This window comes from Streptomyces sp. NPDC039480 (genome assembly GCF_055597165.1).
On sequence record NZ_JBVITX010000016.1, the window covers coordinates 181,206 to 195,400 of the forward strand.

The window sequence follows — 14,195 nt, forward strand, 5'->3', positions numbered from 1 at the left end:
TGACCGACGCTCCACGGACGCACCCTTCACTGGATCTTCGCCGTCCGGCACGTTGACGTCCGTTCACCGAGGCACTGACGATTTCGCCACCCCACAGCCGGGAGGCGTTCCGTGTTCGTGCAGCAACTGGAGCCCGTGGCCGACTCGCTCGGCCTGTCCGCACTCGTCGCGACCCTGCCCCTCCTGACCGTCCTCGTCCTCCTCGGCGCCGTCCGCATGAAAGCGCACCGGGCAGGGCTCATCGGTCTTGCCGTCGCCGTCCTGGTCGCGTGGCTCGTGTACGGCATGCCGCTCGGCCAGACCGCCTCCAGCGCCGCGCAAGGGGCACTCTTCGGGCTCTTCCCCATCCTGTGGATCGTCGTCAACGCCCTGTGGGTGTACCGCATGACGGTCCGCACCCGGCACTTCGACATCCTGCGCCGCTCCTTCGGCAGGCTCTCCGACGACCCCCGCATCCAGGCCCTCGTCGTCGCCTTCTGCTTCGGAGCGCTCCTGGAGGCGCTCGCCGGGTTCGGGGCGCCGGTCGCGATCAGCGCGGTCATGCTCGTCGCCCTCGGCTTCGACCCGGTGCGCGCCGCGGTCGTCGCCCTCGTCGCCAACACCGCGCCCGTCGCCTTCGGCGCCATGGGCACCCCCGTGCTGACGCTGGCCCAGGTGACGGGCCTGCCACTGGACACCGTCGCCACGGTCGTCGGCCGCCAGACGCCCCTGCTCGCCCTCGTCGTGCCGCTGCTCCTCGTGTGGCTCGTCGACGGGCGGCGCGGCCTGCGCGAGACCTGGGTGCCCGCCCTCGCCTGCGGACTCGCCTTCGCCGTCGCGCAGTTCGCCGCGTCCAACTACGTCTCGGCGCAACTCGCCGACATCGGCGCCGCGCTGGCGGGCGCGGGCGCGCTGATGGCGGTCCCGCAGGCGCGCAGGCCGGCCCCCGAGCCCGTCCGCGCCGCGGTCCTCACCGGTACCCGCAGCGAAGACCTCGACCACGACGACCCGCGCCCCGAAGTGCTGCGCGCCTACGCCCCGTACGCCCTGATCGTCGCCGTCTTCTCCATCGCCCAGATCCCGCCCGTCAAGGACCTCCTCGCGAAGGCGACCCGCACCTTCGACTGGCCCTTCCTGAACGTCGGCGACCCCTCGGGGGACCCCGTCGGCGGCAACGTCTTCTCGCTGCCGCTCGTCGCGACCGGCGGCACACTCGTGCTGCTCGCCGGGGTGGGCACCGCGGCGGTCATCGGGGTCCACGCGCGCGTGGCGGTGCGCGAATGGGCCGCCACCGTCCACGAACTGCGCTTCGCGATCCTCACCGTGACGTCCGTGCTGGCGCTCGCCTACGTCATGAACCTCTCCGGCCAGGCCGCCACGATCGGGCACTACGTAGCCGCCGCCGGCGCCGGACTCGCCTTCCTGTCACCGGTGCTCGGCTGGTTCGGCGTCGCGGTGACCGGCTCCGACACCTCGGCCAACGCCCTCTTCGGCGCCCTCCAGGTGACGGCCGCTCAGCAGTCCGGCCTGTCACCGGAACTCCTCGCGGCCGCCAACAGCTCCGGCGGCGTCCTCGGCAAGATGATCTCCCCGCAGAACCTGACGATCGCGTGCGCCGCCGTCGGACTCGCGGGCAAGGAGGGCGACCTGCTGCGCAAGGTGCTGCCCTGGAGCCTCGGACTGCTCCTCGTCATGTGCCTGATCGTCGTCGGACAGAGCACGGCGGTGCTCGGCTGGATGCTGCCGTGAGCGCGCTCTCCACAGACGCGGCCTGCTGTCGGTCACAGCGGGTACTTTTGGGGTGACCGCGGAGGGCTCTCCGTACTCGCTGAACTCGCAGAACCTGCAGAGAGGGTTGGCCGTGACTGCTGATCTGTCCCAGATCGTGAAGGCGTACGACGTCCGCGGGGTGGTCCCGGACCAGTGGGACGAGTCGCTCGCCGAGCTGTTCGGGGCGGCGTTCGCACAGGTCACGGAGGCGGACGCGATCGTGGTCGGGCACGACATGCGCCCCTCGTCGCCCGGCCTCTCGCGCGCCTTCGCGCGGGGCGCCGCCGCCCTCGGCGTGGACGTGACACAGATCGGCCTGTGCTCGACGGACCAGCTGTACTACGCGTCGGGCGCGCTGGACCTGCCGGGCGCGATGTTCACCGCCTCGCACAACCCCGCCCAGTACAACGGCATCAAGATGTGCCGCGCGGGCGCCGCCCCCGTCGGCCAGGACACTGGCCTCGCCGACATCCGCGCCCTCGTGGAGCGCTGGAGCGAGTCCGGCGCCCCCGAGAGCGCCGCGGCCCCCGGCACCCTCACCGAGCGCGACACCCTCACCGACTACGCCGCCCACCTCCGCGGCCTCGTCGACCTGACCGCCATCCGCCCCCTCAAGGTCGTCGTCGACGCGGGCAACGGCATGGGCGGGCACACGGTCCCCACCGTCTTCGACGGCCTGCCCCTCGAGCTCGTGCCGATGTACTTCGAGCTCGACGGCACCTTCCCCAACCACGAGGCCAACCCCCTCGACCCGGCCAACATCGTGGACCTCCAGAAGCGGGTCCGCGAAGAGGGCGCCGACCTCGGAATCGCCTTCGACGGCGACGCGGACCGCTGCTTCGTCGTCGACGAGAACGGCGCCCCGGTCTCCCCGTCGGCCATCACCGCCCTGGTCGCCTCCCGCGAGCTCGGCAAGCACGGCGGCAAGGGCACCGTCATCCACAACCTCATCACCTCCTGGTCGGTCCCGGAGGTCGTGAAGGAGAACGGCGGCACGCCCGTGCGCACGCGCGTGGGCCACTCCTTCATCAAGGCCGAGATGGCGCGGACCGGCGCGATCTTCGGCGGCGAGCACTCCGCGCACTACTACTTCAAGGACTTCTGGAACGCGGACACGGGCATGCTCGCCGCGCTCCACGTCCTCGCGGCCCTCGGCGGCCAGGAAGGCCCGCTCTCCGCCCTCGTCGCCCAGTACGACCGCTACGCAGGCTCCGGAGAGATCAACTCCACGGTCGACGACCAGACCGCCCGCCTCGCCGCGATCAAGACGGCGTACGACGGGAAGGACGGCATCACCCTCGACGAGCTGGACGGCCTCACCGTGACCGCCGCCGACTGGTGGTTCAACGTACGCGCGTCGAACACGGAACCCCTCCTTCGCCTGAACGTCGAGGCGCGCGACGAGGCGACCATGGCCAAGGTGCGCGACGAGGCCCTCGCCATCATCCGCGGCTGACACCCGCCACTGGGGGGCGGTCGTGCACAGAGAGCGGGACGGCCGCGGCAGCCCGGCCGCGACCTTCCCGCACCCCCACGCGCCGCCCCGCACGGAGGTAGGCTGACCAGGCCGCATCCTGTGCGCCAGCACAGCGCACACCCCACCGCATCCGCTCGAAGGGACCCACCCCATGCCGCTCGAAGCCGGCCTCCTGGAGATCCTCGCCTGCCCGGCCTGTCACGCCCCCCTCAAGGAGACGGACACCGAGCTGATCTGCACGGCGGACGCCAAGGAGTGCGGCCTCGCCTACCCGCTCCGCGACGGCATCCCCGTACTCCTCGTCGACGAGGCACGCCGCCCCGCATAGCGGCACCCGCCCGGCGCACCCCCGGGCCACCTGCAGGAAGCCGCGCACGGCGATCGGAGACCTGACCCCATGCTCGACGAGTCGCTGCTCGACGACCCCGAGGCGCTCGCCCGCGCCGACCGCCGCGGACTGCTGCGCGGCGCTGCGGAAGCGGGCGCCCGCGTCCGCACCGCGGCCCGGCACGCCGCGGAGGCGGGGCTCACGGAGCTCAAGCCCGACGGCCGGCCCCGCGCCGTCCTCATCGCAGGTCCCGGCACGGCCGCCACCTGCGTCGCCGACATCCTCGACGGCCTCGTGGGCACCGGCTGCCCCGTCATCCGGCTGGCGCCGAGCGGAGTCGCCCCCGCCGCGGGCGCCCTGCGCTGGACACTGCCCGGCTGGGTCGGCCCCGTCGACCTGCTCCTCATCGCCACCCCGGACGGCACCGAGCCGGGCCTCTCCCTCCTCGCCGACCAGGCCTACCGCCGCGGCTGCACGGTCGTCGCCGTCGCCCCCGCGCGCACCCCGCTCGCCGAGAGCGTCGAGGGCAGCCACGGCCTCACCGTCCCCATGGCCACCTCGCCCTACGGCGCCTACGAGGGCCCGCACGACGACACCACCCGCTCCGCTTCGTACGAGGCACGCCGCGTCGAGGACGAGGCCGCGCCCGGCACCCCCTGCACCCTGTGGGCCCTGCTCGTGCCGCTCCTCGTGCTCCTCGACCGCACCGGCCTGGTCGCCGCCCCCGCCGACACCCTGCAGAAGGTCGCCGACCGCCTCGACCGCGTCGCGGAGCGCTGCGGCCCCGCCATCTCCACGTACAGCAACCCCGCCAAGACGCTCGCCGCCGAGCTGGCCGACTCCCTGCCGCTGATCTGGACCGAGGGCCAGTCCGCGGGAGCCGCGGGACGCCGCTTCGCCGCCACCCTCGCCGAGCAGGCCGGGCACGCCGCGCTCGCCGCCGAACTGCCCGAGGCGCTGCCCGCGCACGGCGCCGTCCTCGCCGGCAGCCCGACCGGCGGCGACGACACCGACGACTTCTTCCGCGACCGCGTCGACGACCCGGCGGCCCTCCGCGCGCGCGTGGTGCTGCTCCGCGACCGTCCTGTGGACGCCGGAGGCCTCACCGCGGCCCCCGCCGCCCGCGAACTGGCACACGGCCACGACGTCGCGCTCAGCGAGCTCGAACCGGAGGACGGCGACGAACTGGAAGCGCTCGCCGAGCTGATCGCCGTCACGGATTTCGCCGCCGTTTACCTGGCGCTCGCCTCGGGGGCCGGATCATGACCACGGCACCGGTCACCGCGCTGGTCACCGCTGCCGGAGTCCAGCATTCGCGTACGCAGTAGTAGTACCCAGTAAGGGAGAGCCCCTCCGTGGACCGCCTCACCAACACCATCCGCCCCTACGCCTGGGGTTCCACCACCGCCATCGCGGAGCTCACCGGCGCCGAGCCGAGCGGCGAGCCGCAGGCCGAGATGTGGATGGGCGCCCACCCGGGCGCGCCCTCGCGCACCGAGCGCGGCGCGCTGAACGAGGTCATCGACGCGGCCCCGGAGCGCGAGCTCGGCACGGCCACAGCCGCCAAGTTCGGCCCCCGCCTGCCCTTCCTGCTCAAGATCCTCGCCGCGGGCGCCCCCCTCTCCCTCCAGGTCCACCCCGACCTCGCGCAGGCGAAGGAGGGGTACGCGGACGAGGAGCGCCGCGGCGTCCCGGTCGACGCGCCGCACCGCAACTACAAGGACGCCAACCACAAGCCCGAACTGATCTGCGCCCTCACCCCCTTCGACGGCCTGTGCGGCTTCCGCGTCCCCGCCGAGACCGCGGCCCTCCTGGAAGCCCTGGAGGTCGACAGCCTCAAGCCGTACGTCGACCTGCTGCGCGCCCAGCCCGAAGAGGCCGCCCTGCGCGAGGTCCTGACGGCCGTGCTGAGCGCCGACCCCGAGGAGATGGCCGAGACGGTCACCGAGGTCACGGCCGCCGCCCAGCGCCTCGGCGGGGTGTACGAGCCGTACGCGGGCATCGCCCACCACTACCCCGGCGACCCGGGCGTCATCGCGGCCATGCTCCTCAACCACGTCCGACTGCAGCCCGGCGAGGCCCTGTTCCTCGGCGCCGGCGTCCCGCACGCCTACCTCGACGGCCTCGGCGTCGAGATCATGGCCAACAGCGACAACGTCCTGCGCTGCGGCCTGACCCCCAAGCACGTCGACGTACCCGAACTGCTGCGCATCGTCCGCTTCGACGCCACCGACCCCGGCGTCCTGCGCCCCGAGGCCTCCGAGACCGGCGAAGAGATCTACGAAACCCCGATCGACGAGTTCCGCCTCTCCCGCTTCGTGCTGCCCGAAGGCGCCGCCCCGCACGACCTCACCGCCGCCACACCGCAGATCCTGCTCTGCACGGCGGGCACGGTCCGCGCGGGCGAACTGACCCTGACGCCCGGTCAGTCCGCATTCGTCCCCGCAGGCGAAAAGGCCGAAGTGTCCGGTCCCGGCACCGTTTTCCGAGCCACCGTGGTGGCCTGACACACCGGAGCCCTCCCGTGCTGCAACAATGACCCACCGCAAAGGGCGGGCAAAGCACCGCCGACAGCGTGGTCGATACGTACGAAGGCGAAGGGGAACCCCGCACTCATGAGCGCGTCAGGCGGAACAAAGGCGATTGTCGCGGCACTGGCCGCGAACCTCGCGATCGCGGTGGCGAAGTTCGTCGCGTTCATCTTCAGTGGCTCGTCCTCGATGCTCGCCGAGAGCGTCCACTCCCTCGCCGACTCCGGCAACCAGGGACTCCTGCTCCTCGGCGGCAAGAAGGCGCAGCGCGAGGCAACCCCACAACACCCCTTCGGCTACGGCCGCGAGCGGTACATCTACGCCTTCCTCGTCTCCATCGTCCTCTTCTCGGTCGGCGGCATGTTCGCGATCTACGAGGGCTACGAGAAGATCAAGCACCCGCACGAGATCGAGCACTGGTACTGGCCCGTCGGCGTCCTGGTCTTCGCGATCATCGCGGAGAGCTTCTCCTTCCGGACGGCCATCAAGGAGTCCAACCTGACGCGTGGCAAGCTCACCTGGACGCAGTTCGTCCGCCGCGCCAAGGCCCCGGAGCTGCCCGTCGTCCTCCTGGAGGACCTCGGCGCGCTCGTCGGCCTCATCCTCGCCCTCGTCGGCGTCAGCCTCGCGCTGGCCACCGGCGACGGCGTCTGGGACGGCATCGGCACGCTCTGCATCGGTGTCCTGCTCATCGCCATCGCGATCATCCTCGCCGCGGAGACCAAGTCCCTGCTGCTCGGTGAGGCCGCGGGCATGGAAGAGGTCGGCAAGATCGAGAAGGCCCTGGTCGACGGCGACACGGTCACCAAGGTCATCCACATGCGCACGCTGCACCTCGGCCCCGAGGAGCTGCTCGTCGCCGCCAAGGTCGCCGTCCAGCACGACGACACGGCCACCGAGGTCGCCGCCGCGATCAACGCCGCGGAGGAGCGCATCCGCGCCGCGGTCCCGATCGCCCGGGTGATCTACCTCGAACCGGACATCTACAACGAATCGGCGGCCGCCGCGGGCGAGAACCCGGCGAAGGCGCCCGGCGGCCACTGAGCCTTCTTGTCCGTACGCAGACGGGGCCCCGCACCGGGTGTGGTGCGGGGCCCCGTCCGCGTATCCGAGAAGCTCCTGACCGCCGACCGCTACCGGACCTCACGGAGTACGTCGAGGATCGCCGCGTCGTCGGGCGCCGCCTCCAGCCGCTCCCGGAAGCCCGTGTCCATCAGCTTCCGCGACAACAGGGCGAGAATCCGCAGGTGCTCGTCCCCGGCGGCCGCCTCCGGTACGGAGATCATGAAGATCAGCTTGGCCTTCGTACCGTCGAGCGAGCCCCACTCGATGCCCTCCGACGAGCGCGCGAACCCGACGACCGGGGCGTCCACGGCGTCGGTCTTGGCGTGCGGGATGGCGATCTCCTCGCCGAGCCCGGTGGTGCCCTGCTCCTCGCGCCGCAGCGCGGTCCGCACGAGCTCGTCGACGTCGTTGACCTTGCCGGTGGCGGCGAGCAGCGCGGCCATCTCGCGGATGGCGGCCTCCTTGTCGCCCGCGTGGAGCCGGACCTTGACGGTCTGCCGGGTGAGGTACCCGGAGAGAACGTCGTCGGCCGGCTGAGTGGGCTCCGGCTCCGGCTCCGGCTTCGGCTCCGGGTGTTCGGTTTCGGGAGAGGCGGCGACGGGGGCGGACGGCGCCTTCCGCGGGGCCCCGGCGAGCACCGGCTCGGGCCCGCCCGGCACCTCGACCAGGGGAGCCCCGCGCCGCTTCCGCTCGCTGAGGTCGACCAGTGTCACGGTCGTGAGCGCCGTGACGACCGCACCGATGGCGATGGCCACGAAGAACATGGGTACGCCGCCCACCGCGCCAAGCACCGCCACGATCGGTCCGCCGTGCGGCACCGCGTCCTTCACGCTCGCCATGCCGGCGATCGCACCGGCGACGGCGCCGCCCAGCATGTTGGCGGGGATGACCTGCGCGGGCCGGGCGGCGGCGAACGGAATGGCGCCCTCGGAAATCCCGAAGAAGCCCATGAAGAGCGACGCCATCCCGGTCTCGCGCTCCTGCTCCGAGTACAGCTTGCGGCGGAGCAGCGTGGCGAGACCCTGACCGAGCGGCATCACGGGGATGGCCGCGGCGCACATGCCCATCACGGTCTGGTTGCCGGTCGCGATGAGCCCCGTACCGAAGAGGAACGCGGTCTTGTTCACAGGACCGCCCATGTCGAACGCGATCATCAGGCCGAGGATCGCCCCGAGCAGGATCGCGCTGGTGCCCGTCATCCCGCTCAGCCAGCTCGTCAGATGCTCGAACACCCAGGAGATCGGCTTGCCGATGACGTAGATGAAGAACAGTCCGAGCGCGGTGGTCGCGACGATCGGGATCACGATGATCGGCATGATCGGCTGGACGAACTTCGGGACCTTGGCCTTCTTGATCCACAGCACCAGATAACCGGCCAGGAAACCGGTGACGATGGCCCCGATGAAGCCCGCGCCCGCCTTGGAGTCGTACAGCTCACCGGTGTTGGCGATCCACCCGCCGATCATGCCCGGCACCAGCGCGGGCCGGTCCCCGATCGCGTACGCGATGTACCCCGACAGGATCGGCACCATCAATGTGAAGCCGATGACCCCGATGGCGTTCACGTGCGCCCAGAAGGTCCCTTCCGGGATCACATAACCCTTGGTCGTGGCGTCGCCGCCGAGCGCCAGCGAGATGGCGATCAGCAGACCACCGACCACGACGAACGGAATCATGTACGAGACGCCGTTCATCAGCGCCTTGTACGCGACGCTCCGCTCCCGGCCGCCGCCACCGCCCCCGGCGGGAGCCTCCGCCGCACCGCCGCCTCCGCCGTGCACAGGAGCGGTCTGCACCTGCTCGATCAGCCGCTCGGGGTGGCTGATGCCCTCGGACACCCCGACGGACAGCACGCGCTTTCCGGCGAACCGGCTGCGGTCCACATCCTTGTCGGCTGCGATGATGATGCCGTCGGCGTCTCTGACATCGTTGTCAGAAAGAACGTTCTCGGCGCCGATGGAGCCCTGCGTCTCCACCTTCATGTCGACGCCGAGGCTCTCCGCGGCCTGCGAGAGCTTCTCCGCCGCCATGTACGTGTGGGCGATACCGGTCGGACAGGCGGTGACGGCGAGCAGCTTCAGCCTCCGCTGCCCGCTGGTGCCCCCGCCCATGGGGGGATCGGCCGGACTGGTCACGTGGATCTCCTAACGCCTTTGCCGCACAAGATCGCGCATATGTTCCCGATCTCAAGGCATCCTGCAACACATAACCGCAGGATCAAAGGCGCAAAGGTCCCATAACGTCCGCCTCTGACGGTCTATCCGCCGAACATCGGGTACGCGAAGGCGGGCTGGGGCTTGCTGGGCCGATCGGTGTAGCTTGGTGACCGAGCCAGACGTCGCTGCTGATGGCGGTCGGGCGGTCCGCGCACGGACTGTCCGAGGGAGAGAGGGCCTCCGACGGACTGCGCTGCGCGCGTCGGTGCACCCTGTGCCCGGTGCCGCAGGTCAGCCATGTCCACCCTCGACCCATTCACGAGGAGCAGCTCACTCATGACTCTCATCAACGGCAAGGACTTCAAGGTCGCCGACCTCTCCCTGGCGGCTTTCGGCCGTAAGGAGATCACGCTGGCCGAGCACGAGATGCCCGGTCTGATGGCGATCCGCAAGGAGTTCGCGGCCTCGCAGCCGCTGGCCGGGGCCCGCATCATGGGTTCCCTGCACATGACGGTGCAGACCGCCGTCCTCATCGAGACCCTGGTGGCATTGGGCGCGCAGGTGCGCTGGGTCTCGTGCAACATTTTCTCCACCCAGGACCACGCCGCCGCGGCCATCGCCGTCGGCCCCGAGGGCACGCCGGAGGATCCGCGGGGTGTGCCGGTCTTCGCCTGGAAGGGCGAGAGCCTGGAGGAGTACTGGTGGTGCACGGAGCAGGCGCTGACCTGGCCGAACACGCCCACCGGCGGCCCGAACATGATCCTGGACGACGGCGGCGACGCCACCCTCCTGGTCCACAAGGGTGTGGAGTATGAGAAGGCCGGCAAGGTCCCGTCGGTCGACACGGCGGAGAACGACGAGCACCGGGTGATCCTGCAGGTCCTCAACCGCACCATCAGTGAGGGTTCGCAGAAGTGGACGCGGCTGGCCTCGGAGATCCGCGGGGTGACCGAGGAGACCACCACCGGTGTGCACCGCCTGTATGAGATGCACCGCGAGGGCCAGCTGCTGTTCCCGGCGATCAATGTGAACGACGCGGTGACCAAGTCGAAGTTCGACAACAAGTACGGCTGCCGGCACTCGCTGATCGACGGCATCAACCGCGCCACCGACGTCCTGATCGGCGGCAAGACCGCCGTCGTGTGCGGGTATGGCGATGTGGGCAAGGGCTGTGCGGAGTCGCTGCGCGGCCAGGGCGCCCGCGTGATCATCACGGAGATCGACCCGATCTGCGCGCTGCAGGCGGCGATGGACGGCTACCAGGTGACCACGCTGGACGAGGTCGTGGAGACGGCCGACATCTTCGTGACCACGACCGGCAACAAGGACATCATCATGGCCGCCGACATGGCCCGGATGAAGCACCAGGCGATCGTGGGCAACATCGGCCACTTCGACAACGAGATCGACATGGCCGGCCTGGCCGCGATCCCGGGCATCGTCAAGGACGAGGTCAAGCCGCAGGTGCACACCTGGACCTTCCCCGAGGGCAAGGTACTGATCGTGCTGTCCGAGGGCCGCCTGCTCAACCTGGGCAACGCCACCGGCCACCCCTCCTTCGTGATGTCCAACTCCTTCGCCGACCAGACCCTGGCCCAGATCGAGCTGTTCACCAAGCCCGAGCAGTACCCCACCGACGTCTACGTCCTGCCCAAGCACCTGGACGAAAAGGTCGCCCGCCTCCACCTCGACGCCCTGGGCGTCAAACTCACCACGCTGCGCCCGGAGCAGGCCGCCTACATCGGCGTCGACGTACAGGGGCCCTTCAAGCCCGACCACTACCGCTACTGACAGCCGACCGGCCGCCGGTCAGCCCCACTTCAGCAGGCCCTCGCCCCCGCGGCGGGGGCCTGCCCCTTTGAGAGACCCGACCGAGGACCAGGACCCACCCCATGCCCCGCGGCCGCTATTCGCTCCACGATCCGCACGATCACACCTCCCTCGGCGAAGAACACTTCCACTGCGCGCCCGGCCCCTCCGGCTGGCGCTATGTCTCCCAACGGACCACCCCCTCGGGCACCCCCGCCGGCTCCGTCGACCTCGCACTCGACGACCGCGGCCGCCCCATCCGTCTGGAACTCCACGCGGGCGACTGGCAGGTCCGCGCCGGCGCCCTCAACGGCGTCACCTGGGTCCGCACCGACCCCACCGGCGCCAACGCCACCGAAGACAACGCCCCCGCACATGCCTTCACCGGCACATCCCCCGCCTTCCTCGTCGCGACGGCCCGGCTCCTGCGCCTGACCCCCGCTTCCCCCGCGACCCGCATCCGCCTGGTCGCCTTCACCGATCCGGTCCTGGCCCCCCGCACCCTCGACCAGTCCTGGACCTTGCTGAAAAGCGAAGCACACGCCACTGACAACGGCCCGCTGATCGTGGACGAATACCAGGTCACAGCCCTGGACACCGGCGAACAGCACGCCGTCCACATCACCGGCGACGTCGTGCTGGCGGCCCCCGGCATCGAGCTGGAGCACCTCGAAACCCCACCGTCGGTCTTCGCCTGAGACCGGTCAGGCAGGCGGCTGGAACCCGGTAACCGGACGAGACGCCTCCGACCCCTGGTCGTCAGGAGCAGGAGCAGGAGCAGGAGCAGGAGCAGGAGCCGGAGCCGGATCAACGGGAGGCGGGGCAGAAGCGGACGGATAGCCACCGTCCCCGGCGACGTGGCCAGCGCCACCCACATCCGCAGAACCCGCCACACCACCAGGGCCACTCACCCCACCAGCCGCCCGTCGCGCATCCCGCGTCTGCCGCTCGTGCACCACGGCCGCCAAGTACGCGGCAGGCGGCACCCCGTGCGGTGCCGGAGCGCCGGTCCTCTCCGCCAGATCCCCGGCGAGCCGCTCCGCCATGGCCCAGCCCACCTGCGGATCAAGCTGCTGCATCCGCGTCAGGTACTGCCGAATGGCGAGCCACAGCCCCTCGGGCACCCCGGAGAGATCCAGCCCGGAGAACTGCCCCACCAGCCAGGGCGGCGGCGGGGGAACGAACGCCGTACGCCCCGCGGGCACCCGCTCCCGCACGACCAGCGTCCCCGCGAACACATCCCCGAGCCGCCGCCCCCGCGCCGACACGAGCGACGCAATGCACGCGACGACCCCGAACGTCAGCAGGATCTCGACGACCCCGATGGCCCCCCGCACCAGTGCATGCCGGAACCGAATGGGCCCCCCGTCGTCCCGCACCACGCGCAACCCGCACGCCAGCTTCCCGAGCGACCGCCCATGGCTGAGCGTCTCCACCGCGATGGGCCCACCGACCAGGATCAGTACGAAGCTGGCCACCGCGACCGCGGCAGCCGCAGCATCGTCCAAGGAGGAGGTCGAGGCGACGATCCCGATGGTCACGCCCAGATAGACCGCCCATGCCACGACCAGGTCGATCAGCACGGCAAGCGCCCGACTGGGCAGCTTCGCGGGCCGCAGCTCCAGCGCCACCGCCTCGCCCGTCACCAGCTCACTCACGCCGCCACCCCTCTCCCTGCACTGCCGTAGGACTGGCCAGTCTGCCAAGCTGATGAATCACGCGCCGCAGTACGAGGAGCTACGAGGAGCAGTCAACCGATGGACCTCGATGTCTTCGTGTCGTCCCACCGAGCCGAGTGGGACCGACTGGAAGCCCTGCTGCGCCGCCAGCGCCGCCTCACCGGAGCCGAGGCCGACGAGCTGGTCACCCTCTACCAACGCGCCGCCACCCACCTCTCCCTGATCCAGTCCACGGCACCCGACCCGCAGCTGACGGGACGCCTCACCCATCTGGTGGCACGCGCGCGTAGCGCCGTGACCGGCACACGCCGCGCCTCCTGGAGAGACGTGACGCGCTTCCTGACACACGGTTTCCCGGCAGCGGTCTACCGATCCCGCCGCTGGTGGATACCCACCGCCCTGCTCTCCACGGTCCTGGCAGCGGTGATCGGAGGGTGGATCGGCACTCATCCCGAGGTCCAGTCCTCGATCGCCGCCCCCAGTGAGCTCCGGGAGATGACCCGCCCAGGCGGCCAGTACGAGACGTACTACTCCAGTCACCCCGCCACCTCCTTCGCCGCCCAGGTCTGGACGAACAACGCCCAGGCGGCCGCGATGTGCCTGGTCCTGGGCGCCTTCCTCTGCTTCCCCGTCATCTGGATCCTCTTTCAGAACATGCTCAACCTCGGTGTGGGCATCGGCCTGATGTCCTCGGCCGGCCGCCTCGAGACCTTCCTCGGCCTCGTCCTGCCGCACGGCCTCCTCGAACTGACGGCAGTCTTCGTAGCCGCCGGTACAGGCCTGCGCCTGGGCTGGACCGTCATCGACCCAGGCCCCCGTACCCGTCGCACCGCCCTGGCCGAGGAGGGCCGCGCAGCCCTCGGCATGGCCATCGGCCTGGCCCTGGTCCTCTTCGTCTCCGGCGCCATCGAAGGCTTCGTCACCCCGTCGGGCCTCCCGACCTGGGCCCGCATCACCATCGGAATCGGCGCCGAGCTGGCATTCCTCGCGTACGTCTATGTGCTGGGCGGCAGGGCGGCCCGAGCAGGGGAGACGGGGGACCTGGACCAGGACGAACGCAGCGCCTCGGTCCCCCTCGCAGCGTGATGTGCGTACGTCCCGGCTGACCTGCTAGTCTCCTCATCGCCCCGGAAAAACCGTTGACACGGCAGGACCGGGGAGGTAGATTCGAACAGTTGCCTAGAGCTGGACAAGTCCGGCGGCGACAGTTAAAGTCTTCCCTGCTTCTTGAATTTCATTGATCGAGAAGCCACCCCCGATGATTCGGAATCCGAAGCCGGTAAGACCGGCCAAGAACTTCTGATAAAGTCGGAACCGCCGGAAAGGGAAACGCGAAAGCCGAAAGGCCGGAGCGGGAACCGGAAAGGCACCGAGGAAATCGGACACGAAAGAGTCTGATAG

At 70.6% G+C, this 14,195-nt stretch carries 12 protein-coding genes; 9 read left to right on the forward strand and 3 right to left on the reverse strand.

Features of this window, described 5'->3' with window-relative positions; translation table 11 throughout:
* Positions 1–111 precede the first annotated feature (111 nt).
* The 6 genes from ACZ56E_RS37075 to ACZ56E_RS37100 all read left to right on the forward strand — a co-directional run bounded on the left by ACZ56E_RS37075 (position 112) and on the right by ACZ56E_RS37100 (position 7,129).
* Positions 112–1,728 carry an L-lactate permease gene (locus tag ACZ56E_RS37075; RefSeq protein WP_471221221.1) on the forward strand — a complete coding sequence of 539 codons (1,617 nt, stop codon included), beginning with the start codon at positions 112–114 and terminating at the stop codon, positions 1,726–1,728.
* A 112-nt stretch (positions 1,729–1,840) separates the two neighbouring features.
* Entirely contained in the window at positions 1,841–3,205 is a 1,365-nt protein-coding gene (locus tag ACZ56E_RS37080) for a phosphomannomutase/phosphoglucomutase (protein ID WP_471221223.1), read from the forward strand.
* Positions 3,206–3,377: 172 nt separating this feature from the next.
* On the forward strand, positions 3,378–3,554 hold the full coding sequence (locus tag ACZ56E_RS37085) for a Trm112 family protein (RefSeq protein ID WP_362997443.1): 177 nt from the start codon (positions 3,378–3,380) through the stop codon (positions 3,552–3,554).
* A gap of 69 nt (positions 3,555–3,623) precedes the next feature.
* Positions 3,624–4,820: an SIS domain-containing protein gene (locus ACZ56E_RS37090; RefSeq protein WP_471221224.1), complete on the forward strand. Its 1,197-nt coding sequence runs from the start codon at positions 3,624–3,626 to the stop codon at positions 4,818–4,820.
* An 89-nt stretch (positions 4,821–4,909) separates the two neighbouring features.
* Complete coding sequence (gene manA / locus ACZ56E_RS37095) at positions 4,910–6,061, forward strand: mannose-6-phosphate isomerase, class I (protein ID WP_471221226.1); 1,152 nt, start codon at positions 4,910–4,912, stop codon at positions 6,059–6,061.
* 108 nt (positions 6,062–6,169) lie between these two features.
* On the forward strand, positions 6,170–7,129 hold the full coding sequence (locus tag ACZ56E_RS37100) for a cation diffusion facilitator family transporter (RefSeq protein WP_468613287.1): 960 nt from the start codon (positions 6,170–6,172) through the stop codon (positions 7,127–7,129).
* Positions 7,130–7,218: 89 nt separating this feature from the next.
* Here ACZ56E_RS37100 and ACZ56E_RS37105 read toward each other — a convergent pair whose 3' ends face one another.
* Positions 7,219–9,285, reverse strand: a complete 2,067-nt coding sequence (locus ACZ56E_RS37105; RefSeq protein ID WP_471221228.1) for a fructose-specific PTS transporter subunit EIIC — start codon at positions 9,283–9,285, stop codon at positions 7,219–7,221.
* Positions 9,286–9,642: 357 nt separating this feature from the next.
* On the opposite strand from ACZ56E_RS37105, the gene ahcY reads away from it, so the two are divergent.
* Entirely contained in the window at positions 9,643–11,097 is a 1,455-nt protein-coding gene (ahcY, locus tag ACZ56E_RS37110; RefSeq protein ID WP_471221230.1) for an adenosylhomocysteinase, read from the forward strand.
* 101 nt (positions 11,098–11,198) lie between these two features.
* The gene (locus tag ACZ56E_RS37115; RefSeq protein ID WP_471221232.1) at positions 11,199–11,813 is read left to right on the forward strand and encodes a hypothetical protein; all 615 of its coding nucleotides are present in this window, start codon (positions 11,199–11,201) and stop codon (positions 11,811–11,813) included.
* 6 nt (positions 11,814–11,819) lie between these two features.
* Here ACZ56E_RS37115 and ACZ56E_RS37120 read toward each other — a convergent pair whose 3' ends face one another.
* A complete protein-coding gene (locus ACZ56E_RS37120) occupies positions 11,820–12,773 on the reverse strand; it encodes an RDD family protein (RefSeq protein WP_471221234.1) in 954 nt (317 codons plus the stop codon).
* Positions 12,774–12,872: 99 nt separating this feature from the next.
* Here ACZ56E_RS37120 and ACZ56E_RS37125 point away from each other — a divergent pair, with 99 nt between their 5' ends.
* The gene (locus tag ACZ56E_RS37125) at positions 12,873–13,880 is read left to right on the forward strand and encodes a stage II sporulation protein M (protein ID WP_471221236.1); all 1,008 of its coding nucleotides are present in this window, start codon (positions 12,873–12,875) and stop codon (positions 13,878–13,880) included.
* Between the two features lie 93 nt (positions 13,881–13,973).
* Here the strand turns inward: ACZ56E_RS37125 and ACZ56E_RS37130 are convergent.
* Positions 13,974–14,195 (reverse strand): hypothetical protein (locus tag ACZ56E_RS37130; protein WP_471221238.1); only part of this gene is annotated, 222 nt, incomplete at its 5' end.

Excerpts from the sequence above, each read along its gene's own strand:
- ACZ56E_RS37115 (WP_471221232.1), top strand. The coding sequence starts at position 11,199 with ATGCCCCGCGGCCGCTATTCGCTCCACGATCCGCACGATCACACCTCC.
- ahcY (WP_471221230.1), top strand. The coding sequence starts at position 9,643 with ATGACTCTCATCAACGGCAAGGACTTCAAGGTCGCCGACCTCTCCCTG.
- ACZ56E_RS37085 (WP_362997443.1), top strand. The coding sequence starts at position 3,378 with ATGCCGCTCGAAGCCGGCCTCCTGGAGATCCTCGCCTGCCCGGCCTGT.
- ACZ56E_RS37090 (WP_471221224.1), top strand. The coding sequence starts at position 3,624 with ATGCTCGACGAGTCGCTGCTCGACGACCCCGAGGCGCTCGCCCGCGCC.
- ACZ56E_RS37100 (WP_468613287.1), top strand. The coding sequence starts at position 6,170 with ATGAGCGCGTCAGGCGGAACAAAGGCGATTGTCGCGGCACTGGCCGCG.
- ACZ56E_RS37125 (WP_471221236.1), top strand. The coding sequence starts at position 12,873 with ATGGACCTCGATGTCTTCGTGTCGTCCCACCGAGCCGAGTGGGACCGA.